The organism is Pseudomonas sp. 5P_3.1_Bac2 (genome assembly GCF_025465995.1).
Classification (GTDB): Bacteria; Pseudomonadota; Gammaproteobacteria; order Pseudomonadales; family Pseudomonadaceae; genus Aquipseudomonas.
In genome coordinates this window covers 315761-340463 of sequence record NZ_JANLNY010000004.1, presented here as the reverse complement: position 1 = coordinate 340463, position 24703 = coordinate 315761, and the positions used below count along the sequence as shown (strand labels likewise).

Genomic DNA, 24703 nt, shown 5'->3' with positions numbered 1-24703 from the left:
AGGCTGCATCCCGATAATAGGCGCCTTTTTCCTATGACCTTTCGAGCGCTACGGCAACCCAATGACCGAACTCGCCCTCATCATGGTCAGCGCCATCCTGGTCAACAACTTCGTGTTGGTCCAGTTCCTCGGCCTGTGCCCCTTTATGGGGGTTTCGAAGAAGATCGAAACCGCTCTCGGCCTGGCCCTGGCCACCACCTTTGTGCTGACCCTGGCAGCGATGTGCAGCTACCTGCTGCAAAAGTACCTGTTGCAGCCGCTGGACCTGGAATACCTGCGCACCATCAGTTTTATTCTGGTGATTGCCGTGGTGGTGCAGTTCACCGAAATGGTGGTGCAGAAAACCAGCCCCCTGCTCTATCGCGTGCTGGGCATCTTTTTGCCGCTGATCACTACCAACTGCATCGTCTTAGGCGTGGCCCTGCTCAACGCCAACAAGGCGCAGTTCAACTTTATCAGCGCCACCGCCAATGGCTTTGCGGCGGGCTTGGGCTTCTCCTTGGTACTGGTGTTGTTTGCCGCCCTGCGTGAACGCATCGCTATCGCCGACGTACCCAAGCCGTTTCAGGGCGCCGCTATTGGCATGCTCACAGCCGGCCTGATGTCCCTGGCCTTTATGGGCTTTAGCGGGCTGATCAAGCTATGAGTCTGGTGCTGGTTGCGGTGTTGGCGATTGCCACGCTATGCGTGGTGTGCGGCGCCATTCTCGGCTTCGCTGCCGTACGCTTTCGCGTCCAGGGCAACCCCATCGCCGAGCAAATCAACAGTCTGTTGCCGCAAACCCAGTGCGGCCAATGTGGCTATCCGGGCTGCAAACCCTACGCCGAGGCCATTGCCGGCGGCGACAAGATTAACAAGTGCCCACCTGGCGGCGCGGCCACCATCAGCGCCCTGGCGCAGTTATTGGACGTTGCGGCCGAGCCGCTGGACGCGGCCGAAGGCGAGAAGCCGCCCATGGTCGCTTATATCCGCGAGGCCGAATGCATCGGCTGCACCAAGTGCATCCAGGCCTGCCCGGTGGATGCCATCGTCGGCGCAGCCAAGCATATGCATACGGTGATCAGCAGCGAGTGCACCGGCTGCGACCTGTGTATCGAACCCTGCCCGGTGGATTGTATCGACATGCTGCCTGTGCCCAGCAGCCTGAGTGACTGGCATTGGCAGCCACCGCTGGCAGCCGCCCAGTTGATCGCCAGCGACCGGGAGCAAGCGGCATGAGCAGCCTGATCAGCCCTGATATTTGGCCACTGCCAGGCGGTATCCATCCGCCTGAGCAGAAGAGCCAGTCCACGGCTACGTCGATTGCCGCCGCGCCACTGCCTAAACGTCTGATCCTGCCGCTGAACCAGCATCTGGGCGCGCCGGCCGAGCCTGTGGTGGCGGTCGGTGAGCGGGTGCTTAAAGGCCAGCTGATTGCTGCGGCCAGCAGTAACATTAGCGCGCCCGTGCATGCACCCAGCTCCGGCATTGTCAGTTTTATCGGCGCCCAGCCCTACCCCCACGCCTCAGGCCTGGAGGCCGAAGCAGTGGTGATCGAAACCGATGGCTTAGAACAATGGATCGCACTGGCGCCATTGCCGGATTACCTCAGCGTGGCGCCTGCCGTGCTCCTGGAGAAAATCCGCGACGCCGGCATCAGCGGCTTAGGCGGCGCGGGCTTCCCTACGGCCGTGAAACTGGCCGGCGCAGCGCGGCAGACGATTCACACCCTGATCATCAATGGCAGCGAGTGCGAGCCGTACATCACGGCCGATGACATGCTGATGCGCGAGCGCACGGCTGAGCTGCTCAGCGGTATCGACATCCTCGTTCACCTGACTCAGGCGCAGCAGGTGCTGATTGGTATCGAGGACAACAAGCCTGAAGCCATCGCAGCGGTGCGTGCGGCACTGGGCCAGCGCAGTTATCAGCTAAAAGTCATCCCCACTAAGTACCCCAGCGGTGGCGAGAAGCAGCTGATTCAGATTCTGACCGGCGCCGAGGTGCCCTCCGCTGGTTTGCCGGCGGATATTGGCGTGCTTTGCCATAACGTCGGCACCTGCGTGGCGGTGCATGAGGCGGTGATCCACGGCAAGCCACTGATCAGCCGCATCGCCACCCTTACCGGCGCTGCGTTACAGCGACCGCAAAACGTCGAAGCATTGCTGGGCACACCGATCAATGAGTTACTGGCCTTCGCCGGACTCAACGCCAGCCAGCTGGACCGGCTGATCATGGGCGGGCCGATGATGGGCGTAAGCCTGACAGACGCCCACGCACCGCTGATCAAAACCACTAACTGCTTACTGGCCAGTACAGCCGAGGAATTGCCGGAACCGGCGCCAGCCTTGCCTTGCATTCGTTGCGGCGACTGCGAGGAAGTCTGCCCGGTGAGTTTGCTGCCGCAGCAACTGCACTTCTTCGCCCTCGGCCAGCAGCACGCCCAGCTGCACGCGCATAACCTGTTCGACTGTATCGAGTGCGGCGCCTGCGCCTATGTCTGCCCGTCGAATATCCCGCTGGTGCAGTACTACCGCGCGGCCAAAGGCGAGATTCGCGAGCTTAAGGCCAAGCAGACCAAGGCCGAGCATTCACGCCTGCGCTTTGAACAGCGCCAGGAGCGTCTGCGCCGCGCCGAAGAACAGAAAGAGGCTGAGCGCCAAGCCCGCGTCGCCCGTGCCAGCCAAGTGCGCAGCGCGCCTAACGCCAGCATCCCGACGAGCAAACCAGAGGCACCGCACAGCGGGCCGAGCGATGAGCTGAAGAAGCTTAAGATCGCCGCCAGTATGGCCCAGGTGGCACTGAAAAAAGCCGAGAAACAACTGGCCAATCACAACACCGCCGAGCTGCAAAAACAGGTCGAGCAACTGCAGGAAGCGGCGCAAAACGCTCAGCAGCAGTTGGATAAGGCCAGTGCTGAGGCAGCCGCAGCTGCGCCAGCCGTTGCGTCCACAACCGCAATCTCAACCGCGCCCAGCGGCGATGAGGCCGCACTGAAAAAGGCCAAGATCGAAGCCGCCATGCTCCGCGCGCAACTGCGCAAGCTGGAGAACTTAAGCGAGCCCGACAGCACGCAACAGGCTGAACTGGCCACCGTGCGCGAGCAATGCGCAGCCGCCGAACAGCGTTTAGCCCAGTTGCAGCCAGCCCCCTCGGTGCCTGCGCCAAGCGCTAGCAGCGCGGCGCTGAAGCAAGCCAAGATCGACGCCGCCATGCTGCGGGTGCAGGTGCGCAAGCTGGAGAATCTGGCCGAACCCACAGCAGAGCAGCACAGCAGCCTGCTTAAGCTGCGCGAAGAATTAGCCGCCGCGCAGCAACAACTCAGCGCGTTAAGCGCACCACCTGCACCAGCCATGGCGCCAAGCCCTGGAGCGGTGGCGCTAAAGCAAGCCAAAATCGCTTTAGCCCTACAGCGCAGTGAATTGAAAAAAGCTCAAGACGCCGCTGCCGATGAGGCCACCCTCGAAGCCTTGCGCAGCGCCTTAAGCGCCGCCGAGCAAGCCCTGCATCAAGCCGAAGACGCCAGCGGCAAGCCCCCGCCGCAGCTGGTGCGCACGGATAAACGGCCGATTGATGAGGTCAGTCGCGGCTTAAAAACCGAATTAGCCTTTGCCCGCGCCGATCTGCGTAAGCTCGAACGTGACCCGAACAGCGCTCCAGAAACACTAACGGCAGCGCAAGCGCGCATCGCCAGCATTGAACAGCAATTGCACGAGCATCAGGCCCGCCTGTAGGCGGCCTGTGCAGCGCGGTAACTTGGAGTAGCCATGGCCCTGCCCCGCATCACCTCGCCCCACGCCAAGGGCGGCAACCGCACCCAGCAGGTCATGCTGCAGGTGCTGTTGGCCTGCGTGCCGGGGGCTATCGTCCTGACCTGGCTGTACGGCAGCGGCACCCTATTCAACCTGCTGTGGGCCAGCGCCTGTGCTATCGGTTTTGAAGCGGCCATCGTAGCCCTGCGTAAACGTCCCATCGGCTTCTACCTGCAGGACTACAGCGCGCTGGTCAGCGGCGTCTTGCTGGCCCTCGCCCTGCCGCCTTATGCGCCCTGGTGGCTGACAATGGTGGCCGTGGGCTTTGCCATTGTGTTCGGCAAACAGCTGTATGGCGGTTTGGGGCAAAACCCCTTTAACCCGGCCATGCTCGGCTATGTGGTGGTGCTGATCTCCTTCCCACTGCCGATGAGCACCTGGCCGGCGCCCCATAGCATCGGTCTGCTCGACGGTTTGCAGCAAATCTTCGGCAGCGCCAGCCAGCCCGATGGCTGGGCCCAAGCCACCGCCCTGGATGTGCTGAAAACCAATAAGCGCCTCACCGTCGATGAACTTTGGGCCAGTAACCCGGCCTTTGGCTGGATCGCTGGCAAAGGTGTGGAGCTGGTCAACCTGGCGTTCTTACTGGGCGGTCTGTATCTGCTGCGTAAGCGCCTGATCAGTTGGCACGCGCCGCTGGCCATGCTCGCTGCGCTATCGCTGATGAGCCTGCTGTTCTGGAATGGCTCAGGCTCGGACTCCCACGGCTCACCGCTGTTTCATCTGTTTAGTGGCGCGACCATGCTTGGCGCCTTTTTTATCGTCACGGACCCGGTCAGCGGCGCCACCAGCAAGCGGGGCCAGCTGATCTTTGGTGCCGGCGTCGGCATCTTGCTCTATGTGATCCGTGCCTGGGGCGGCTACCCTGATGCACTGGCCTTTGCCGTGCTGCTGATGAACCTGTGCGCACCGACCATCGACTACTTCACCCGCCCCCGCACCTATGGGCAAAGCCAAGCCAAGCGCGGCTTTAAGCTGGAGGACTGACAATGGATTGGCCACAAATCAGTCGTTCCATGCTAAAGAACAGCCTGCTGCTGGGCGCCTTTGCCGTGCTTAGCGTCGGTACCGTGGCGGCGATTCATTACAGCACCGCCGAACGCATTGCCGTGGCCGAACGCGAGGCCAAGGTGCAAGCCCTGGCGCAGATTCTGCCACCGGGCAGCTACGACAACGACCTGCTCGACAGCGTGCGGGAGGTCGAAGATCCGCTATTAGGCAATAAAGGTCCCACCCCTGCTTATCTCGCCACCCTGAATGGCCAGCCGGCGGCAGTAATAGTGCAAGCCACTGCGCCGGATGGTTACAGCGGCAGCATCCAGTTACTCATCGGGATTTTTGCCGATGGCCGTATCGCCGGGGTGCGCGTGCTCAGCCACAAAGAGACGCCAGGGCTGGGTGACAAAATCGAGCTGGCCAAGGATCGCTGGATCAGTCGCTTTACCGACACATCATTGAGCGCGCCGGATGACAGCGGTTGGGCCGTGAAGAAAGACGGCGGCCAGTTTGATCAGTTCGCCGGTGCCACCATCACGCCGCGGGCCGTGGTGGCTGCCGTGCACCGTGCCCTGCAATACTTCAACGCCCAGCGCGCCAGCTTGCTGCAAGTCGTGGAGGCCAAGCATGGCTAGTTATCGCGAGATCGCCAAAAACGGCCTGTGGCACAACAACCCAGGTTTGGTCCAGTTGCTCGGCCTGTGCCCGTTGCTGGGCGTCAGCAACTCGGTGGTTAACGCCTTGGGCATGGGCTTGGCCACGGCACTGGTGCTGGCTTGCTCCAACGCGGCAGTGTCGCTGATCCGCAACGTGGTCAGTGATGCGGTGCGCCTGCCGATCTTCGTCATGATCATCGCCGCGCTGACCACCTGCATTGAGCTGCTGATGCAGGCCTTTACCTACGAGCTGTATCAGATCCTCGGTATTTTTATCCCGCTGATCACCACCAACTGCATCATCCTCGGCCGCGCCGAAGCCTTCGCTGCAAAGAACCCACTACTACCGGCCTGCTTCGACGGGCTGATGATGGGGGCCGGGTTTGGCCTAGTGATGGTGGCCATCGGCGCCGTGCGCGAGTTGCTCGGCAGCGGCGCGCTATTCGCCAATATGCAGCTGTTGTTTGGGCCGATTGCGGCCAACTGGCAAGTAACCCTGTTCGAGGATTATCCCGGCTTTTTGCTGGCCATCCTGCCGCCCGGGGCCTTTCTGGTGCTGGGCCTGCTGGTGGCGGCGAAGAATCTACTGGATGAACAATTTGCTGCCCGGCAACCCGCAGCGCCCACCACGGCGGCGGCCAGCCGCCGCGTACGAGTGACCGGAGTGATTGAGTGAACGCTGCCAAACGTCTGGAAATTTTCCGCCGTCTGCATGAAGACAACCCCGAGCCGAAGACTGAGCTGGCCTACAGCACACCGTTTGAGCTGCTGATCGCCGTCACCCTGTCGGCGCAGGCCACGGACGTCAGCGTCAACAAGGCCACGGCCAAGCTGTTCCCCGTAGCCAACACCCCCCAAGCCATCTACGACTTGGGGGTGGCGGGCTTGAGCGAATACATCAAGACCATCGGCCTGTATAACAGCAAGGCCAAGAATGTGATCGAAACCTGCCGCCTGCTGCTGGAGCGGCATAACGGCGAAGTGCCAGAAACTCGCGAGGAGCTCGAAGCCCTGCCCGGCGTCGGACGTAAGACCGCCAACGTGGTGCTGAACACGGCCTTTCGCCAGCTGGCTATGGCGGTGGACACCCATATCTTCCGCGTCAGCAACCGCACCGGCATCGCTCCCGGCAAAAACGTGCTGGAGGTGGAACACAAGCTGATGAAATTTGTGCCCAAAGAATTCCTCCTCGACTCCCACCACTGGCTGATCCTCCACGGCCGCTACGTGTGCCAGGCACGCAAGCCGCGCTGCGGCAGTTGCCGAATCGAAGACCTGTGCGAGTACAAGCACAAAACCTCGGACGATTGATAGCTTATTCAAATACTTATCTAGGTGATTGAAAAAATCTTTTTTACCCACCCGAATTTTGTCGCTATAAGGTCGGCAACTGGCCTAGCTGCCTGGAGTGGGATAGATGAGCACTGACAAAGAAGATCTTGAACTCGACGAAGATTTTGTAGCTGACGATGCTGATGAAGCCGAAGCTCCGGTTGAGGTGGCGAAAACCAACCTGACCAAGCGCCGCATCATCGACAATTTTCTAGAAGAACGCCGTTTGCATAAGCAGTTGTCGGAATATGATTTCGACATTTAAGCCGTAACAAAAAGCCCCGTATTTACGGGGCTTTTGCTTTATGCCTTGACCATCGTGCCTATGTGCTCAAGCGGCTGGCCTGATCCGCCCCATATGGTGCACATCCACATAGCGGCCCTCGCGGAAAGCGAAGTCACGACTGGTCCCTTCAACCTCGAAACCGAACTTACGGTACAAGGCAATCGCGGCGGCATTATCGACAAACACCGTGAGCTCGATACGGTGCATATTTAGCCAGTTGTCGCAGAGATCGATCATCGCCGCCATCAACGCGCTACCGACACCCTGACCGGTGTAAGCCGGATCGACCACAATGCCAAATGAAGCGACGTGGCGCCGGCGCTCACGATCATTGCTGTCAATGGTTATCAGCCCAACGACTTGCTCAGCCATACAGGCCACCAAGCGCTTGCGCCACTCGGACATGTTTATGAGTCTTTTGGCCCACAGATCCAACGAAGGCAATGGCATTTGCAAGGTGCCCGCATACACCTGAGGCTGGGCGTAGATCTGTTGCACTGCAGGATAATCGTCTGGTTCAAGATGCCTAATAGTCACGTCAGCCATATTTATATCCTTATAAATACCAGCCCTAAAACTGTTGCTCATCCCTAGACACACGCAGGTGAGATAGGCAATCGCGGCCTAGCCCACCTCAGTGGCGCTGCTGCGCCTTAGTCTTTGCGCGCAGGCGACAGCAGTTCGATCTTATAACCGTCCGGGTCTTCGACGAAAGCCAGGATGCTGGTGCCGTGCTTCATCGGGCCGGCTTCGCGGGTGACCTTGCCGCCACGGGCGCGAATGTCCTCACAGGCTTTGTACACGTCAGCCACTTCCAAGGCGATATGGCCGTAGCCGGTGCCCAGCTCGTAACTGTCGACGCCCCAGTTGTGGGTCAGCTCGATCACGCTGTTATGCGCTTCATCGCCGTAGCCAACGAAGGCCAGAGTGAATTTGCCTTCTGGGTAGTCTTTGCGGCGCAGCAGGGTCATGCCCAGTACTTCGGTGTAGAACGCGATGGAGCGTTCCATATCACCCACACGCAGCATGGTGTGTAGCAGTCTCATACAGTTCTCCTCAGGCAGTGCGTTTACTCGCAACTATTGCCCTGTCCGTACAGCCTGCGCATGCAAAACTGACGGCCAGTGCTTAATAGCCAGGCAGTTTATCAGAGCTTGCCACCAGCAGCCGCGCACAAAAAACGGGCCCGCAGGCCCGTTCTTGTTACCCAGCCGACAGCCTTACAGCGGCGAGCGGCCTTTGTTGGCCGCGATGCGCAGACGCAGGGCGTTGAGCTTGATAAAGCCAGCGGCGTCTTTCTGGTCGTAAGCGCCAGCATCGTCCTCGAAGGTGGAGATGCGGGTGTCGAACAGACTGTCGTCGGACTTGCGGCCCACCACGATGACGTTGCCTTTGTACAGCTTCAGGCGCACCACGCCGTTCACTGTGGCTTGGGAAGCGTCGATCATTTGCTGCAGCATCTGCCGCTCTGGGCTCCACCAGTAGCCGTTGTAGATCAGGCTGGCGTACTTCGGCATCAGCTCGTCTTTCAGGTGAGCCACTTCGCGGTCGAGGGTGATCGACTCGATGGCGCGGTGGGCGCGCAGCATGATGGTGCCGCCTGGAGTTTCGTAGCAGCCACGGGACTTCATGCCCACGTAACGGTTTTCCACGATGTCCAGACGGCCAATGCCGTTTTCCCCGCCGATGCGGTTCAGTTCAGCCAGTACGGTGGCCGGAGTCATTTCCTTGCCGTCGATAGCAACGATGTCGCCGCCACGGTAGGTCAGCTCAAGGTAAGTCGGCACGTTTGGCGCGTCTTCAGGCGACTTGGTCCAACGCCACATGTCTTCTTCGTGCTCGGTCCAGGTGTCTTCCAGCACGCCGCCTTCATAGGAGATGTGCAGCAGGTTGGCATCCATGGAGTACGGCGACTTTTTGCCCGCCTTGTTGAAGTCAACCGGGATGTTGGCTTTTTCGGCGTAGGCCATCAGGGTTTCGCGGGAAGTCAGATCCCACTCACGCCATGGCGCAATCACTTGTACGCCGGGCTTGAGTGCGTAGGCACCCAGCTCGAAACGTACTTGGTCGTTACCTTTACCGGTAGCGCCGTGGGAAATGGCATCAGCGCCAGTTTCGTTAGCGATTTCGATCAGACGCTTGGCGATCAGCGGACGGGCAATCGAGGTGCCCAGCAGGTATTCGCCTTCGTAGATGGTGTTAGCGCGGAACATCGGGAACACGAAATCACGCACGAACTCTTCGCGCAGATCGTCGATGTAGATTTCTTTAACGCCCATGGCTTGGGCTTTAGCGCGAGCCGGCTCGACTTCCTCACCTTGGCCAAGGTCAGCGGTGAAGGTCACGACTTCACAGTTATAAGTATCTTGCAGCCACTTGAGAATCACCGAAGTGTCCAGGCCACCGGAATATGCCAAGACAACCTTTTTTACGTCGGCCATGCCATCAACTCCACGGGGGTGTGCGGGAAAACCGACGATTCTACTGCTCGCCGCGCCTGATTTACAGTGGCGCGACAGTGGGTTACGACTAAGCGACGAAGAAAACGGGGCGATTCAGCTATTTCTGCCTAGGAAGCCAGCCCGGCAGCGGTGGCTGAAGTCGGCGCGGCGGGCTCACTCGGCGCGGGGGTTGGGGCCGGAGGTGCCTCAGCGGCAGGCTCCAGCGCGGGGCCGCGATCCAAGGCGATGCTAACGCGGCGATTCTTCGCCCGATTGGCCTCATTGGTGTTTGGCGCCAGCGGATAGCGCTCGCCGTGAAAACGCAGGGTGATTTGCTCAGCCGGGACGCCGTGGGCCTTGAGGTATTCCATCACGGCGATGGCGCGGCGGCGCGACAGGTCGCGGTTGGTCAGGCGGTTGCCGCTGTTATCGGCGTGGCCGTCGAGTTGGATGCGGTTAACACTGGGATCGGCCTTGATAAAGCTCAGGATGATGTCCAGCTTGGCCTGCGCCATGGGGTCCAGATCAATACCGCCCCCCGGGAAGCCGACCTGGGATTTACGCACCTGGTCGAAATTCACCGGCAGCAGCTTCGCCGTGCAGGCCAGATAGTCCTGATAGGCCTTGGTGAACTTCACCGGCAGCAGGCGCACCTCAATGCTGTCGTTACCCACCGCCGTGCGATGGCGCACCACGGGGCTGCGCCCCTCAAGCAAACCGCTGAGCAGCCGCGTGCCCTGCTCCTGAGACGTGTTAAATGGCTCGGTCGGCGACGCCACCCGCACCGCGCCCAAGTTGATGTCGCCGCGTCCAGTCTGCCAAGGCGCGGCAGCGGCGAGCAAGGTGGCATTACCAGGACGTAGCCAGCGTTCTTGCGCCTTTAAGGTGAAGGTCACCTGCTCGCCGGCACGCCGCACGAACACGCCAGCACCAAAGTTGGCGATGGGCTGGGACAAACGGCACTCGAACTGATCCCCTTCAACCTGCCACTCAACCTTCTCCAGACGGGTCTGGAAGCTGATAGCGAAGGCTGACTGACTTGCCAACAGGCAAAGCATCGCGAGGGGATTGAGGCGCACTACTGACTCCAAGGAATACGGCATACCTTGTGGCTATCGGTGGCATTGGCCAAAACTTGAGGCGCAGCCTGAGTTATCTGCGGCTGAGGTCAGCTTTGAAGGTGCTGTGGGAGGGCTTTTCCGGTAGCATTCTCGCCACGTTTGCCCGCTTGGAAGCTTCCATGACTGACCGCCTTACCCTGCTGCGTCCCGACGACTGGCACATTCACCTGCGTGACGGCGCCGTACTGCCGCACACCGTTGCCGATGTGGCCCGCACCTTCGCCCGCGCCATTATCATGCCTAATCTGGTGCCGCCGGTGCGTAACGCCAGCGAAGCCGATGCTTACCGTCAGCGCATTCTCACTGCGCGCCCAGCGGGCAGCCACTTTGAGCCGCTGATGGTGCTCTACCTGACCGACCTGACCCGCCCTGAAGACATTCGCGCGGCCAAGGCGTCTGGTTTTGTCCACGCCGCCAAGCTGTATCCAGCCGGGGCAACCACCAACTCCGATTCGGGCGTGACCAGCATCGATAAGATCTTCCCGGTGCTTGAGGCCATGGCTGAAGTCGGCCTGCCACTGTTGGTCCACGGCGAAGTCACGCGTAATGAGATCGACGTCTTCGATCGCGAGAAAGTCTTTATCGGCGAGCATTTGAGCCGTGTGGTCGAGCGTTTCCCGAGCCTTAAAGTGGTGTTCGAACACATCACCACCAGCGATGCCGTGCAGTTCGTTCAGGGCGCCTCGGCCAACGTGGCAGCGACCATTACCGCCCATCACCTGCTGTATAACCGCAACCATATGTTGGTGGGCGGGATTCGCCCGCACTTCTATTGCTTGCCGATTTTGAAGCGCAACACCCACCAGGAAGCCCTGTTGGATGCGGCCACCAGCGGCAGTGCAAAGTTCTTCTTAGGCACCGACTCGGCGCCCCATGCCAAGCACGCCAAAGAAGCCGCCTGCGGTTGCGCCGGCTGCTACAGCGCCTATGCTGCTATCGAGTTGTATGCCGAGGCCTTTGAACAGCGCAACGCGCTGGGGCAACTGGAAGCGTTCGCCAGCCTTAACGGCCCGGACTTCTACGGCCTGCCGCGCAACACAGATCGTATTACCCTGATTCGTGAAGACTGGACGGCCCCCGCCAGCTTGCCTTTGGGTGAACAAACCGTAATCCCCCTGCGCGCCGGTGAAACCCTGCGCTGGCGTTTGCTGGAGACTGAGGCGTGAGCGAAGATCATTTCGAAGACGAACAAGAAGGCGGCAGTGGCCCCCGCCACCCGATGGCGGCACGCTTTCGCGGCTACCTGCCCGTGGTGGTGGACGTCGAAACCGGTGGCTTTAACAGCGCCACCGACGCCCTGCTAGAGATTGCCGCGACCACCATCGGCATGGATGAGGACGGCTTTCTGTTCCCGGAACACACCCAGTTCTTCCGCATTGAGCCCTTCGAAGGCGCCAATATCGAACAGGCGGCGCTGGACTTTACCGGCATCAAGCTCGATCACCCGCTGCGCATGGCGGTGACCGAAGAGCACGCGCTCAATGAAATCTTCCGCGGCCTGCGTAAATCGCTCAAAGCCAACAGCTGCAAGCGGGCCATTCTGGTCGGCCATAACAGCAGCTTTGACTTGGGCTTCCTCAATGCCGCCGTGGCACGCACGGGGATCAAGCGCAACCCGTTCCACCCTTTCTCCAGCTTCGACACCGCCACCCTCGCCGGCCTCGCCTACGGTCAAACCGTATTGGCCAAAGCCTGCCAGGCGGCGGGTATCGAATTTGACGGTAAAGAAGCGCACTCGGCCCGTTACGACACGGAAAAGACCGCCGAGCTGTTCTGCGGCATCGTCAACCGCTGGAAGGAAATGGGCGGCTGGATGGATTTTGACGACTAGCGAGGCGCCCAGCCGAGCGCTCGCCAGGCAGCACCTGCCATAAAAACTACGCCCCTGCTGCGCTCATTCGCGCAACAGGGGCGTAGTCGTTTCCGGGCCTGCGCTTTAAGCGCTTTGTGCCAAGTCGGTTAGTTCCCGATTGGCCACCGCATACATGGCGTAATCGACGGTGGTGGCGGCGCGCAGTTCAGCCAGCATCAGCTTCCAGCGCTCCACCAACGGCCGGTGCTGCTCCAGCCACTGGCCGACACTAGCTTCGACCGCTGCGCCACCATCGGCAATCTGCAGCACCGACACGGTAATCGCCCGCTGCTGAGCATCCAGATCATCACGGAACGCCTCACGCGCCAGCGCCTGCCAATTGTTCTCCACCGGCAAGCTGCTGACCTGCTGCAAATACCAAGACAGCTCCAACGCCGCACCGGTGGTGAAATACACGGCCGCCACCTGAGTCGGCGCCTGCCCGGTGAGATCCGCCGCCTCGATAATCGGCAACAAGGTGTAAAGATGGCTGGTGCCCGCCACCACCCGCGCTAACGTCTCTGGCACCCCGGCCTCGACATACCCTTGGAAGCGCGCCTGCCACTGCTCGCGGGCCGGGCCTTCGAGCAAGTCCTCCAGCACGCCCAACAAGGCTTCGATGCGCGGCGCGAAGTGGGCCACATCGCGCGCCGCATCCAACTCGTTACGCCGGCTGCGCAGGAACCAACGGGTCGCCCGGCGGCCCAGACGCATCAGCTCATCCATCAGTTGCAGCTGCAACTCGGCCGGCACCTGATGATCCAGCGCTTCGATCTGCTGCCACCAATGGGGCAAGCGGAACAGGTCGCGCACAATCACGTAAGCCCCGGCCACATTGGCCGCGCTCATGCCGGTGGACTCGATCAGGCGCTGCACAAAGGTGATGCCCATGTGGTTGACCAGATCGTTGGCGATCTGCGTGCTGACGATCTCGCGTTTGAGCCGATGGCGGGCCATGGCCTCGCTAAATTGCTCGCTTAATAAGGGTGGGAAGGCGCTTTGCATCTCCCGCGCCAGGTACTCGTCATCCGGCACCTTGGACTGCAGCAGCGATTCTTTAAGGGTGATTTTGCTGTAGGAGATCAGCACGGCCAGCTCAGCCCGGGTCAGGCCCAGACCATTGGCGGCGCGTTCGTTCAGCTCATCATCACTGGGCAAAAACTCCAGGGCCCGATCAAGCTTACCGGCGCCCTCCAGCGCGCTCATCAAGCGTTTGTACTCGCCGACCCGCTCCCGCGCATTACGCTCCGCCAAGGACAGCGCCTGGGTTTGCTTGTAGTTGTTGGCCAGCACCAGGCGGCTGACGGCGTCAGTCATCTGCACCAGCAGTTGATTACGCTGCTTACCGGTCATATCGCCAGCGGCGACGATTTCGCCGAGGAGAATCTTGATATTCACCTCGTGGTCGGAGCAATCCACACCACCGGCGTTGTCGATAAAGTCGGTGTTGCTCTTACCGCCGTTGAGGCCGTACTCGACGCGGCCCAACTGAGTCATGCCGAGGTTGCCGCCCTCGCCCACCACCAAAGCGCGCAACTCGCGGCCATCGACACGCAGCAGGTCGTTGGCCTTGTCGCCGGCATCGGCATGGCTTTCCTTGCTGGACTTCACGTAGGTGCCGATGCCGCCGTTCCAGAGCAAATCCACCGGCGCTTTGAGCAAGGCATTGAGCAGCTCAGTGGGCGCCAGTTTGTCCGCGCTGATGGCGAAGCGTTGCTGCATCTGCGGGCTGATGCTGATGCTCTTGGCGCTGCGCAGGAAGATGCCGCCACCGGCGGAAATCAGCGCATGGTCATAGTCGGCCCAGCTGGAACGCGGCAGATCAAACAGACGCTGACGCTCGGCATAACTCTTGGCCGCATCGGGATTAGGGTCGATAAAGATATGCAGGTGGTTAAACGCCGCCACCAATTGCAGGCTGGTGGATTGCAGCAAGCCATTACCAAACACATCACCGGCCATATCGCCGATGCCGATCACCGTGACCGGATCGACCTGCACATCAATGCCGCGCTCGCGGAAGTGCCGCTGCACCGAAACCCAGCCGCCCTTGGCCGTGATGCCCATGCCTTTGTGGTCGTAACCGGCCGAGCCGCCCGAGGCGAAAGCATCGTCGAGCCAGAAGTCATAGTCACGGGCAATGCCGTTAGCGATATCGGAAAAAGTCGCCGTGCCTTTGTCGGCCGCCACCACCAAATACGGATCATCGCCGTCGTGGCGCAGCACATTGGCAGGCGGCACCACCGCGCCCTCCTTGAGGTTGTCGGTAATGTCCAGCAGACCACTGATAAAGATGCGGTAGCAGGCGATGCCCTCGGCCAGCACCTCATCGCGCGAACCCGATTGTGGCAAGCGCCGTGGGATAAAGCCGCCTTTGGCGCCCATGGGCACGATCACCGCGTTCTTCACTTGCTGGGCTTTAACCAGGCCCAGCACCTCGGTGCGGTAGTCCTCTTCCCGATCCGACCAGCGCAGGCCGCCACGGGCCACATCGCCAAAGCGCAGGTGCACGCCCTCGACCCGTGGCGAGTAGACAAAAATCTCGAACTTCGGCGTTGGCCGGGGGATATCCGGGATCGCCCGGGGGTTGAGCTTGAAGCTGAAATACGGCTTGGCCTGACCACTGCTGTCAGCCTGGTAGAAGTTGGTGCGCAGGGTGGCTTTGATCAGGTCGACATAGCGGCGCAGGATGCGGTCTTCGTTGAGCACCGCAACGTTATCCAGAGCACTCAGGATCGCCTGTTCAAGCTTCTGCTGTTTGTCTTCCAGGTCCTCGGCGCTAAGTTTGCGTGCTAGGTAGAAGCGGGTTTTAAACAGGCGTACCAGCTCCTTACTGACCTCTACATGGTTGACCAAGGTGCTGGCGATATAACTCAGATCAAACCCCAAGCGGATTTGCTTGAGATAGCGCGCATAAGCACGCAGCAGCGCCACATCACGCCAAGGCATGGCGGCCATCAGTACCAAGCGGTTAAAGCCGTCGTTCTCCGCCGCGCCACCGACGATCTTGACGAAGGCTTCTTGCAGCGTGTCGTTTAGCTGCTGGATGTCTACGTCCAAACCTTCGGCATAGGTGAAGGCGAAGTCGTGAATCCAAAATTCGCGGCCATCGCTGTGGCGCAGCTTGTAGGGGAACTCACCGAGCACGCGCAGGCCGAGGTTTTCCAGGATTGGCAAAACATCCGACAGCGGCAGCGGTGTGTCCGCGTGATACAGCTTGCAGTGCAATTGCGGGCCGTCTTGGGTCAGCGGCTGGTAGAAGCTCATCACCAGCTGACGCTGGGCATTCAGGCTGAGCAAGTGCTGCATGTCGACCACCGCCGAGTGCGGGGCGAAGCGCTCGCGATAGCCTGCCGGAAAGCCGGCGGCAAACTGGCTGAGCACTTGGGTGCCTTGAGCCTCGCCCAAACTTTCGATCATCAGGCCGCGGTAATCATCGTGCCAGGAGCGGCAGACCTGAATGATCTCCTTCTCCAGTTGCAGCGGATCAATGCTGGTGCGGTTGCCGGGGTCGACCTTGAGAATAAACTGCACCCGCGCCAGCACCGACTCGGAGAAAAAGGTCCAGAACTCACAGTCGCTGGCCTGCAGACGCTCCATCAACACCTGCTGAATGCGCAGACGCGTCTCGGTGGAGTAGACATCCCGTGGCACGTACGTCAGGCAGTAGCAGAAGCGCCCGAACGGATCGCGGCGCAGGAACACGCGAATTTTATTGCGCTCCTGAATCTGCACAATCGCCAGCACGGTGCTGAACAGCTCATCCACCGGGGTTTGAAACAGGTCATCGCGCGGCAAGATCTCCAGCACCTGAGCCAGTTCTTTACCCAAATGAGCGCTGCTGTCAAAACCGGAGCGCTGTTTGATCACCGCCAACTTGCGGCGGATAAACGGGATATTCCACACGCTGTCGGAGTACACCGAGCTGGTGTAGAGCCCCATAAAGCGGCACTCGCGGATCACTTTGCCGCTGGCATCCAGCTCGCGGATCGAGACTAAATCCGGATAGGCCGGCCGATGCACACTGCTGGGCAGCGGCGCCTTGGCGAAGGACAACAATTGCGGCTCGCGCAGGTAGCTTAAGACCTCGGGCTGCACTTGCAGCTCATTGGCCTTGAGCCCGCTGCGCAGGCGCTTGGCCAGACCGAGCAGAGATTTTTCGTCATACACCAAGCTGCCGCCAGTGGCGCTCTCAACCACGGTGAACTCTTCATAGCCCAAGAAGGTGAAGCGGTCATTGAGCAGCCACTGGAGAAACGCCTTGGTCTCCTCCAGCTCGGCGCCATCGACCTTGAGCTTGGCTTTATCCAGCCAGTTGAGCAGATCCTGAGCCTTGCCACGCATGGGGGCGAAGTCGTTGACGCACAGGCGTACATCACCGAGGACGGTTTCCAGGGCTTTTTCCAGGGCCTTGAGCTCACCGGCGTTAGCGCAGCGGTCGATCTCCAAAAACAGCAGCGCTTCTTGCTGCACATCCGCCCCTTGGCTGGATTTGGGCAGCAATTCGAGTAAATCACCGGCGCTGTTGCGGCGCACGCTCAGCACATTGTTTTGCAAGGTATGAATGCTGTAGCCACGGCGCTTGAGTTCCATGCGCACCGAGTCGACTAAAAACGGAATGTCGCGATGCAGAATCTCCACCGCGCTGTGACTGGACTGCCAGCCGTGTTTTTCATAATCGGGGTTAAATACCCGCACTTGCGGGGCATCTGCGTCGAAGTGTTCAAGCAGACGCCAGGCCGACAAGGTGCAGCCCAGTAAGTCGGAAAGGCGGCGCTGGGTGAGTTCTTCCAGGGCGATGATGCCGAAGAATTGTTCGGCAAACAAAGTGACTTGCGGCAAGGTTTGCGCACTGACGTGCTGGGCTAAAGCTGTATGCAAATGTTGCTGAAAATCACTTTTGCTGGCTGCGGTAAAGAACGCCATCGGGATGCTCCATAGGCCTGCGGTGCAACGGAAAGGATGTACTTAGAGGACCTTCGGCACATCCTTGTTGTTCAACGTTAGTCTAGAAGGCGGCAATTGCATTAAAGTGGCGGCCTTCACAGCGGCGAGTACGTGACTCGCCGGTCACACTTGCCGGATGAGCTTAACGATGGAACACCGTGATGCGCTTATCGCGCTGCGACATTTTCTTTCAGCGCAAATCCTCGGTCAGGAAAAACTGATTGAGCGTTTGCTCATCGCCCTGCTCGCCGATGGCCATATGTTGGTCGAAGGTGCCCCGGGTCTGGCCAAGACCAAGGCGATCAAAGAGCTGGCCGAAGGCATCGAGGCGGAGTTTCACCGCATCCAGTTCACCCCCGACCTGCTCCCGGCCGACATTACCGGCACCGAGATCTATCGCCCGGAAACTGGCAGCTTCGTGTTCCAACAAGGGCCGATCTTCCACAACCTGGTGCTGGCTGACGAAATCAACCGCGCCCCGGCCAAAGTCCAGTCGGCGCTGCTCGAAGCCATGGCCGAGCGCCAGGTCAGTGTGGGCCGTAGCACCTATAACCTGTCGCCGCTGTTTCTGGTGATGGCCACACAGAACCCGATTGAGCAGGAAGGCACCTATCCGCTGCCGGAAGCCCAGCTCGATCGTTTCTTGATGCACGTGAAGATCGGTTTCCCCGATGCCAGCGTGGAGCGCAAGATCCTCGCCCAGGCCCGTGGTGAGGCCCTGCACGGCGAGACCAAGCCGGAGCAGTTGGTCAGCCAACAGGCGATTTTTGCCGCGCGCCAGGAGATTCTCGGCCTGTATATGGCCGATGCGGTGGAAGAGTATCTGGTGCAGTTGGTCATGGCTTCACGCAACCCCGCTAAGTTCGACCCGGAGCTGGCCGAGTGGATCGCCTACGGCGCCAGCCCGCGCGGCAGTATTGCCCTGGATCGCTGTGCACGGGCCCACGCGTGGTTGGCCGGACGCGATTTCGTCAGCCCGGAAGACATTCAGGCGGTGCTGTTCGATGTGCTGCGCCACCGCATTATCTTGTCGTTCGAGGCGGAAGCCGCCGGTATTGACCAGGACCGCGTGGTGCAACGCATCCTCGACGTTGTGGCGGTCGCCTAAGCATCATGCAACCAGCCGTGCAGCCCGGTATCCACGTCAGCCTCGCTGAGCTCATCGAGATGCGCCACCGCGTGCGCGAGGTGCAGCTGTTCTCCACACCGTCGCGCCGCAGCCCGCTGGTGGGTTTGCACCATTCCAAGCTGCGCGGGCGCGGAGTGGACTTCGATCAGGTGCGCGTGTACCAAGCCGGTGACGATGTGCGCACCATCGACTGGCGCGTCACGGCGCGCACCCAAGAGCCGCACACCAAGCTGTTCCATGAAGAACGCGAGCGGCCAATTTTTATTATGGTCGAACAAAGCACGCGGCTGTTTTTCGGCTCGGGGCTGATGTTCAAATCGGTGCTGGCGGCGCAAGCGGCGAGCCTGATTGGCTGGTCGGCACTGACTCATAACGATCGCATCGGTGGCCTGGTGTTCGGCGATAACGAACACCACGAGATCAAACCGCGGCGCAACAAACAAAGCTTGCTGCAGCTGCTTAGCCGCCTGGCCAAGGCCAATCAAGGCTTAACCAGCGAAGGTAACGGCACTCGCGACAGTTTTGGCTTGGCCTTGCGCCGTGCCCGCGAGATTTTGCGCCCCGGCAGCCTGGCGGTGATTGTCTGCGATGAGCGCAGCCTGAGCGACAGCAGTGAGCAACAGTTGCTGCTCCTGGCACGGCACACCGATTTACTGCTGCTGCCAGTAGCCGATGCCCTCGACCACGCCCTGCCCAACGCGGGACTGCTGCGTTTCACCGAACATGACGCGCTGCTTGAGCTGGATTCGCAAGACGCCCAACTGCGTCAGGCTTATCGCGACCTAGGCGCCGCGCGTCAGGCTCGCTGGCAGCGTCTGGGGCAAAAACTCGGCGTGCCGCTGTTACCGCTCAACACCCAAAGTTCGATGCTGGAACAGTTGCGCGAGCACCTCAACAGCCAGCGCCCGAGGAAGACCCAGTGAGTACCCTGGAGCAGCTTGAGCCCCTGATTGCCCCTGCCTCTATCAGCTGGTGGCCGCCCGCGCCCGGCTGGTGGTTGCTGGCGGTGCTGGTGCCGCTGCTGATCTGGCTAGGCGTGCGGTTATTGCGGCGCCTGCCGGCGAAAAAAGCCAGCAGCACACCCAGCCCTGAGTTGGAGCCACTGCGCCAGGCCGCGCTGTATGAGCTGGAGCGCCTGACCAAACCCTATGACGGCAGCGATGCCGGTCCTTGGTTACAGCAGCTTAACGGCATCCTCAAGCGCCTGTGCCGCGAGCGCTACCCGCAGAGCCAAAGCCACACCTTAAGCAGTCGCGCCTGGCTGGCCTTCCTCGACAGCCGCTGCCCGGCGGCGGGTCTGACTCGCTGGATGATTCTGGTGGAAGGCACCTACCGACCGCGCTGCACCCTCGACGATCAGGCCATCGATGGCTTGCAGCAAGCCGTCAGCACCTGGATTCGTAAACATGTTTGAGTTCGCCTGGCCTTGGGTCTTTTTGCTCGCCCCCCTGCCCTGGCTGTTGCGCCTGTGGCTGCCGGCAGCGGACAGCGGCGAAGCAGCGCTCAAGGTGAGCTTTTTAAGCGAGCTGGAAAGCCTCAGCGGCAGCCGCGCCCGCCCACGCTTACCGGCGGCGCGGCAACAAGCGCCGTTTGCGCTGATCTGGCTGTTGCTGCTACTGGCCTGCGCCCGCCCACAGTGGCTGGGCGAACCGCTACCGCTACCGGCCAGTGGCCGCGATCTGCTGCTGGCGGTGGATGTGTCCGGCTCCATGGATTACCCGGACATGGAGTGGCAAGGCGAAGACATCAGCCGGCTGAGTCTGGTCAAGCACCTGTTCGGCGAGTTTATCGACGGCCGCCAAGGGGACCGGGTCGGTTTGATCCTGTTCGGCAACCGCGCCTATCTGCAATCGCCGCTAACCTTCGACCGCCAGACCGTACACAGCTGGCTGGATGAAGCGCAGAAAAACATCGCCGGCCCGCAGACCGCCATTGGTGATGCCATTGGCCTTGCGGTTAAACGTTTGCGCCTGCGCCCGGCGCAGAGCCGCGTGCTGGTGCTGATCACCGATGGCGCCAATAACGCCGGCGCCATCGACCCACTCACCGCCGCCCGCTTGGCCGCCGACGAGCAGATCCATATTTACACCATCGGCATTGGCGCCGATCCCAAAGCCGGCGGCGTGCTCGGCATGCTCGGCTATAACCCCGGCATCGAGCTGGATGAAGCAGGCCTGCAGGCCATTGCCGAAGTCACCGGCGGGCAATACTTCCGCGCCCGCAACAGTGAGGAACTGCAAGCCATCGAAGCCACCCTGGATCGCCTCCAGCCGGTGGCGCAAAAGCCGCAACTGGCGCGGCCAAGCTTGGTGCTGTACCCCTATCCGCTGGCCTTGGCCCTGCTCCTCAGCTTACTGCTGGTCACTCACAGCCTGTGGCCGCAGGCGCGTCAGCAATGGCGCCAGCGCTTTGCCGCTAAGACCGAGGAGCGCCCATGAGCCAGTTACTTGAGCTGTGGCCGCACTGGCAGCGTCCGTGGTGGCTGCTGTTAGCGCCCGTGCTGGGGCTGTTGCTGTGGCAACTGTGGCACCGCAAAAAACGCAGCGGTAACTGGCAGGCCCTGCTGCCCAAGGCCTTCCACGCCACCTTGCTGAGCGCCGGGCAAAGCACTCACAGCCGTCTGCCGTTGTACCTACTTGCCTTGACCTGGCTGCTCGCCTTAGTGGCGTTGCTCGGCCCCAGCTGGCAACGGGTCGAGCAGCATAATCCCAAGCCCAGCGACCCGTTGGTGGTGGTTATTCAACTGACCCCCAGCATGCTCGCCAGCGATGCCCTGCCCAATCGCCTGGAGCAAGCCAAGCGTAAGCTGCTGGATCTGCTCGAAGAACGTCAGGATGCACAAACCGCCGTGCTGGTGTATGCCGGTAGTGCCCACGTGTTGGTGCCGCTGTCCGATGACCTGGCCACCAGCCGCAACCTGCTGGATGCCCTAAGCCCCGGCATCATGCCGCAAGCCGGCCAACGCGCCGACTTGGCCGTGACTAAAGCCCTGCACCTGCTCGAACAAGGCGCGCAAGGCAGTGGTCGCGTGTTACTGCTGACCAGCGCCCTCGATCCCCTGGAGCAACAGGGCGTGGCCCAAGCCCTTGACGGCCAAGGTGAACGCCTGCTGATCCTGGGGATTGGCACGGCCCAAGGCGCGCCGATTCGCTTGGAGGACGGCTCGTTTATGAAGGATGAGCAAGGCGCCATTCTTCTGCCACGCTTGGACAGCAAAGGCTTGCGCAGCTTCGCCGCAGGCCTGGGCGGGCAATATCAGAGCGCCCGCTTGGATGACAGCGACCTGCGCGCCCTCGGCCTGTTCGATAAACCAATGCATATCCAACGCCTAGGCGAGCTAACCCGCCTGCAAGACTGGGCCGACCAGAGCCACTGGCTGCTCCTGCCCCTGCTCTTAATCGCCGCCTGCGCCGGGCGCCGGGGCTGGTTGCTGTGCCTGCCGCTGCTGCTCATCGGCCTGCCGCAAAATAGCTACGCTTATGAGTTCAACGACCTCTGGCTACGTCCTGATCAACAGGGCCAGCGCCTGCTCGAAGCGCAACAACCGGCGCAAGCCGCGCAACACTTTGACGATCCGCGCTGGCAAGCCTATGCGCTCTATCAGGCTGGCGACTATGCCGCCGCCGCCAAGCTGTTCAGCCAAGGCGACAGCGCCGCTGATCATTACAATCGCGGCAATGCCCTAGCCCGTAGCAATGAGTTGGAGGCCGCCATCGAGGCCTATGATCAAGCCCTGCAATTGCAGCCCGACCTGAGCGCTGCGCAAAAAAATAAAGAGTTGGTTGAGCAAGAACTGCGCAAAAATCAGCAGCAACCGCAGCAAGGTGAAGCGCAGCCCGAGCAATCCGGTGATCAGCAGCAGAACCAGCCGAACCAAGCCGCCGGCCAAGGTCAGGAGCAAAACCAGACGCCGCAACCGGGCAACAGCAACCAACCGAATGAGCAGAAAGAGCAGAAAGAGCCCAGCCAAACGGCTGATGAGCCCAAGCCTAATGGCCAGCAAAGCACTGACACAGGACAAGCCAAGCAGAGCCAACCCCCTGCCGACGCATCTGCCGAGCCAACTGAAACAGACACCAGTGCCAGCGCTCCCGCTGCGCTCGACGAGCCGTTAACCGGTGAACGGCGCCAAGCCTTGGAGCAATGGTTGCGGCAGATCCCCGATGATCCGGGCGAGCTGCTTAAGCGTAAATTCCGACTGGAACAACAGCGCCAGGAACAACAGCAATGAGCCGACTGCTTGCCACCTTAATCTTTTGCCTACTGGCCTTCGCCGCCCATGGGCAAAGTTTGAACGCCAGCGTGGATCGCAGCCGCCTAAGCGTCGGCGAAACCATCGAGCTGACCTTGCAAGCCAGCGACCCGACCCTGTTTGGCCGGCCTGATCTGCAACCGCTGGATGAGCTGTTCGATGTGCTCGGCACCCGCCAGGTCAACCAGCTCAGCAGCGGCAATGACGGCCCCAAAGCCAGCACCAAGTGGATCGTCACCCTGCAGCCGAAAAACAGCGGCTATGTGGCCATTCCACCGCTGCAAATGGGCGACCTGAAAAGCGCGCCGATCATGATTTACGTGCAAGAAAACAACGCCAGCGACGCCCAGCAAATGGCCCCGGTGTATATCCAATCCAGCCTGGATCACGACAGCGTCTATGTGCAGGCCCAGGCCATTCTGACCCTGCGCATCTATCACTCGGTGTCGCTGTATGACGACAGCAGCCTGACCCCGCTGGAGATGCCCAACGCCCGGATCGAACCCTTGGGCGAGCCACGCACCTACGAGACTGACGTCAACGGCGTGCGCCATGGCGTGATCGAGCTGCGCTACGCGATCTTCCCGCAGCAAAGCGGCAAGCTCGAAATACCCGCGCAAATTTTTAGCGCCACCGCTGTGCAACGCGCCACCAATAATGCCTTCAACCCCTTTGGGTCACGGCCCGGCAAGGTGATTCGGGTTAAATCGCCGGCGATCAACTTAACCGTCAAAGCCCAACCGGCCAGCTATCCAGCCGATCAACCTTGGCTGCCAGCGCGGGCATTGAGCCTGAGCGAAAGCTGGAAGCCCGAGCCCGAACAAGCCCGCGTCGGCGAGTCGCTGACCCGCAGCCTGACCCTACGCGCCGAAGGCCTGTCGAGTGCGCAACTGCCGCCACTGCCAGCCACTCAAGCGGGCGCTTTGCGCCGTTACCCCGATCAGCCACAGCTGGCTAACCAAAGTGCCGAACAGGGCTTGCTCGGCTCGCGGGAAGAGCGCGAGGCACTGGTGGCCAATCAGGAAGGCAGCATCGAACTGCCGCCGGTGAAGGTCTATTGGTGGAACACCCTGCGCGATCAGCTGGAAGTGAGCGAACTGCCGGCCCATACCCTGAAGGTGCAGGCCAACCCGGCCTTGGCCAGCCAAGCCAATGAACCACCCAGCGCTGCCGCTCCCGTGGTGGTGCAAGCCCGCCTGTGGCCTTGGCAACTGAGCACTGCGGTGTTCGGCCTGACCACCCTGCTCGGCTTCTTTTTGTGGTGGCGCGCCCGCCGCCAACCTGCCGTGTTGCCCAGCCAGCAAAACGGCCCGAGCACCCGCGACCTGCTCGATGAACTCAAGCGCACCTGCCTGGCCAACGACTCCCAAGCCACCCGCTACGCCCTCGACGCCTGGGCCCGACAACAGCCAGAAACCCTGGCCGATATGGCCGCACGCTTTACCCCGCTGTCCGAAGCCTTGGACGGCCTGAACGGCGCCCTCTACAGCGAAAGCGGCCAACACTGGCAAGGCCGCAACCTGTGGCTAGCGATCCGCAGCCTGCCGAGCATCGAAGACCTCGATGCCTTCGGCAGCACCGAAACCAGCCCGCTGCCACCCCTTTATCCCCGATAGCCGTACAGCCAGCAGCCTGAATCAGACCGTAGCCTGGATTAGACCGTAGCCTGGATTAGCCGCAAAGCGGCGTAATCCGGGATAACCACAAGCGCCCTATCCAACAACCACACTTCGCCAACAACGCTGCAAACATGTTGGCGCTCCCCAAGTGAACGCCGCAGCACCATCGGTGCAAACGCTGCGCGGTTGCACCACACGGATAAATTGATCTTCAACCGCATAACCGTAACCTGGATTAGACCGTAGCCTGGATTAGCCGCAAAGCGGCGTAATCCGGGATA

At 61.0% G+C, this 24703-nt stretch carries 21 protein-coding genes; 16 read left to right on the top strand and 5 right to left on the bottom strand.

The features are described 5' to 3' along the window. Positions 1 to 61: 61 nt before the first annotated feature. The 8 genes from rsxA to NTD81_RS02885 all read left to right on the top strand — a co-directional run bounded on the left by rsxA (position 62) and on the right by NTD81_RS02885 (position 7040). Positions 62 to 646 carry an electron transport complex subunit RsxA gene (gene rsxA / locus NTD81_RS02920; protein WP_262179254.1) on the top strand — a complete coding sequence of 195 codons (585 nt, stop codon included), beginning with the start codon at positions 62 to 64 and terminating at the stop codon, positions 644 to 646. Next, on the top strand, positions 643 to 1218 hold the full coding sequence (rsxB, locus tag NTD81_RS02915) for an electron transport complex subunit RsxB (RefSeq protein ID WP_262179252.1): 576 nt from the start codon (positions 643 to 645) through the stop codon (positions 1216 to 1218). The genes rsxA and rsxB overlap by 4 nt, the downstream gene beginning before the upstream one ends. Beyond that, positions 1215 to 3713, top strand: a complete 2499-nt coding sequence (rsxC, locus tag NTD81_RS02910) for an electron transport complex subunit RsxC (protein ID WP_410017108.1) — start codon at positions 1215 to 1217, stop codon at positions 3711 to 3713. Before rsxB ends, rsxC begins: the two co-directional genes overlap by 4 nt. 33 nt (positions 3714 to 3746) lie before the next feature. Further along, positions 3747 to 4778 (top strand): RnfABCDGE type electron transport complex subunit D, encoded by a 1032-nt coding sequence (locus tag NTD81_RS02905; protein ID WP_262179249.1) that lies wholly within the window; start codon positions 3747 to 3749, stop codon positions 4776 to 4778. Between the two features lie 2 nt (positions 4779 to 4780). Then, on the top strand, positions 4781 to 5422 hold the full coding sequence (gene rsxG / locus NTD81_RS02900) for an electron transport complex subunit RsxG (RefSeq protein ID WP_262179247.1): 642 nt from the start codon (positions 4781 to 4783) through the stop codon (positions 5420 to 5422). Beyond that, positions 5415 to 6119 (top strand): electron transport complex subunit E, encoded by a 705-nt coding sequence (locus NTD81_RS02895; RefSeq protein WP_262179245.1) that lies wholly within the window; start codon positions 5415 to 5417, stop codon positions 6117 to 6119. The genes rsxG and NTD81_RS02895 overlap by 8 nt, the downstream gene beginning before the upstream one ends. After that, on the top strand, positions 6116 to 6754 hold the full coding sequence (gene nth / locus NTD81_RS02890; protein WP_262179243.1) for an endonuclease III: 639 nt from the start codon (positions 6116 to 6118) through the stop codon (positions 6752 to 6754). The genes NTD81_RS02895 and nth overlap by 4 nt, the downstream gene beginning before the upstream one ends. 106 nt (positions 6755 to 6860) lie before the next feature. Next, positions 6861 to 7040 (top strand): PA3496 family putative envelope integrity protein, encoded by a 180-nt coding sequence (locus NTD81_RS02885; protein ID WP_262179242.1) that lies wholly within the window; start codon positions 6861 to 6863, stop codon positions 7038 to 7040. 66 nt (positions 7041 to 7106) lie between these two features. Here the strand turns inward: NTD81_RS02885 and NTD81_RS02880 are convergent, their stop codons facing one another. The 4 genes from NTD81_RS02880 to NTD81_RS02865 form a co-directional block, all read right to left on the bottom strand. After that, a complete protein-coding gene (locus NTD81_RS02880; protein WP_262179240.1) occupies positions 7107 to 7607 on the bottom strand; it encodes a GNAT family N-acetyltransferase in 501 nt (166 codons plus the stop codon). 107 nt (positions 7608 to 7714) lie between these two features. Beyond that, entirely contained in the window at positions 7715 to 8107 is a 393-nt protein-coding gene (gene gloA, locus NTD81_RS02875) for a lactoylglutathione lyase (protein WP_262179238.1), read from the bottom strand. Positions 8108 to 8281: 174 nt separating this feature from the next. Next, positions 8282 to 9502, bottom strand: coding sequence for an argininosuccinate synthase (locus NTD81_RS02870; protein ID WP_262179236.1), 1221 nt, complete (start codon positions 9500 to 9502; stop codon positions 8282 to 8284). A 128-nt stretch (positions 9503 to 9630) separates the two neighbouring features. After that, on the bottom strand, positions 9631 to 10581 hold the full coding sequence (locus NTD81_RS02865) for a flagellar protein MotY (protein WP_315974670.1): 951 nt from the start codon (positions 10579 to 10581) through the stop codon (positions 9631 to 9633). Between the two features lie 161 nt (positions 10582 to 10742). Here NTD81_RS02865 and pyrC point away from each other — a divergent pair, with 161 nt between their 5' ends. Further along, entirely contained in the window at positions 10743 to 11789 is a 1047-nt protein-coding gene (gene pyrC / locus NTD81_RS02860) for a dihydroorotase (RefSeq protein WP_262179234.1), read from the top strand. After that, on the top strand, positions 11786 to 12454 hold the full coding sequence (gene rnt / locus NTD81_RS02855; RefSeq protein WP_262179232.1) for a ribonuclease T: 669 nt from the start codon (positions 11786 to 11788) through the stop codon (positions 12452 to 12454). Before pyrC ends, rnt begins: the two co-directional genes overlap by 4 nt. A 105-nt stretch (positions 12455 to 12559) precedes the next feature. Here the strand turns inward: rnt and NTD81_RS02850 are convergent, their stop codons facing one another. Further along, the gene (locus tag NTD81_RS02850; RefSeq protein ID WP_262179230.1) at positions 12560 to 17401 is read right to left on the bottom strand and encodes an NAD-glutamate dehydrogenase; all 4842 of its coding nucleotides are present in this window, start codon (positions 17399 to 17401) and stop codon (positions 12560 to 12562) included. A 169-nt stretch (positions 17402 to 17570) separates the two neighbouring features. Here NTD81_RS02850 and NTD81_RS02845 point away from each other — a divergent pair, with 169 nt between their 5' ends. From NTD81_RS02845 to NTD81_RS02820, 6 genes are read left to right on the top strand one after another with little or no spacing between them, the layout of a single operon-like run. Further along, positions 17571 to 18530 carry an AAA family ATPase gene (locus NTD81_RS02845; RefSeq protein ID WP_262179228.1) on the top strand — a complete coding sequence of 320 codons (960 nt, stop codon included), beginning with the start codon at positions 17571 to 17573 and terminating at the stop codon, positions 18528 to 18530. A gap of 5 nt (positions 18531 to 18535) precedes the next feature. After that, on the top strand, positions 18536 to 19474 hold the full coding sequence (locus tag NTD81_RS02840; RefSeq protein ID WP_262179226.1) for a DUF58 domain-containing protein: 939 nt from the start codon (positions 18536 to 18538) through the stop codon (positions 19472 to 19474). Further along, on the top strand, positions 19471 to 19965 hold the full coding sequence (locus NTD81_RS02835) for a DUF4381 domain-containing protein (protein WP_262179224.1): 495 nt from the start codon (positions 19471 to 19473) through the stop codon (positions 19963 to 19965). Before NTD81_RS02840 ends, NTD81_RS02835 begins: the two co-directional genes overlap by 4 nt. After that, positions 19958 to 20989, top strand: coding sequence for a vWA domain-containing protein (locus NTD81_RS02830; protein ID WP_262179222.1), 1032 nt, complete (start codon positions 19958 to 19960; stop codon positions 20987 to 20989). Before NTD81_RS02835 ends, NTD81_RS02830 begins: the two co-directional genes overlap by 8 nt. Then, positions 20986 to 22782, top strand: a complete 1797-nt coding sequence (locus tag NTD81_RS02825; RefSeq protein ID WP_262179220.1) for a VWA domain-containing protein — start codon at positions 20986 to 20988, stop codon at positions 22780 to 22782. Before NTD81_RS02830 ends, NTD81_RS02825 begins: the two co-directional genes overlap by 4 nt. Further along, positions 22779 to 24419: a protein BatD gene (locus tag NTD81_RS02820; RefSeq protein WP_262179218.1), complete on the top strand. Its 1641-nt coding sequence runs from the start codon at positions 22779 to 22781 to the stop codon at positions 24417 to 24419. The genes NTD81_RS02825 and NTD81_RS02820 overlap by 4 nt, the downstream gene beginning before the upstream one ends. Positions 24420 to 24703: the final 284 nt, after the last annotated feature.

Coding starts and splice junctions, on each gene's coding strand:
- NTD81_RS02820 (WP_262179218.1), top strand. CDS start 22,779: ATGAGCCGACTGCTTGCCACCTTAATCTTTTGCCTACTGGCCTTCGCC.
- NTD81_RS02830 (WP_262179222.1), top strand. CDS start 19,958: ATGTTTGAGTTCGCCTGGCCTTGGGTCTTTTTGCTCGCCCCCCTGCCC.
- gloA (WP_262179238.1), bottom strand. CDS start 8,107: ATGAGACTGCTACACACCATGCTGCGTGTGGGTGATATGGAACGCTCC.
- rsxG (WP_262179247.1), top strand. CDS start 4,781: ATGGATTGGCCACAAATCAGTCGTTCCATGCTAAAGAACAGCCTGCTG.
- NTD81_RS02845 (WP_262179228.1), top strand. CDS start 17,571: ATGGAACACCGTGATGCGCTTATCGCGCTGCGACATTTTCTTTCAGCG.
- NTD81_RS02870 (WP_262179236.1), bottom strand. CDS start 9,502: ATGGCCGACGTAAAAAAGGTTGTCTTGGCATATTCCGGTGGCCTGGAC.
- rsxA (WP_262179254.1), top strand. CDS start 62: ATGACCGAACTCGCCCTCATCATGGTCAGCGCCATCCTGGTCAACAAC.
- NTD81_RS02880 (WP_262179240.1), bottom strand. CDS start 7,607: ATGGCTGACGTGACTATTAGGCATCTTGAACCAGACGATTATCCTGCA.
- NTD81_RS02895 (WP_262179245.1), top strand. CDS start 5,415: ATGGCTAGTTATCGCGAGATCGCCAAAAACGGCCTGTGGCACAACAAC.
- NTD81_RS02825 (WP_262179220.1), top strand. CDS start 20,986: ATGAGCCAGTTACTTGAGCTGTGGCCGCACTGGCAGCGTCCGTGGTGG.
- rsxC (WP_410017108.1), top strand. CDS start 1,215: ATGAGCAGCCTGATCAGCCCTGATATTTGGCCACTGCCAGGCGGTATC.
- NTD81_RS02840 (WP_262179226.1), top strand. CDS start 18,536: ATGCAACCAGCCGTGCAGCCCGGTATCCACGTCAGCCTCGCTGAGCTC.
- NTD81_RS02905 (WP_262179249.1), top strand. CDS start 3,747: ATGGCCCTGCCCCGCATCACCTCGCCCCACGCCAAGGGCGGCAACCGC.
- pyrC (WP_262179234.1), top strand. CDS start 10,743: ATGACTGACCGCCTTACCCTGCTGCGTCCCGACGACTGGCACATTCAC.
- rsxB (WP_262179252.1), top strand. CDS start 643: ATGAGTCTGGTGCTGGTTGCGGTGTTGGCGATTGCCACGCTATGCGTG.
- NTD81_RS02850 (WP_262179230.1), bottom strand. CDS start 17,401: ATGGCGTTCTTTACCGCAGCCAGCAAAAGTGATTTTCAGCAACATTTG.
- NTD81_RS02885 (WP_262179242.1), top strand. CDS start 6,861: ATGAGCACTGACAAAGAAGATCTTGAACTCGACGAAGATTTTGTAGCT.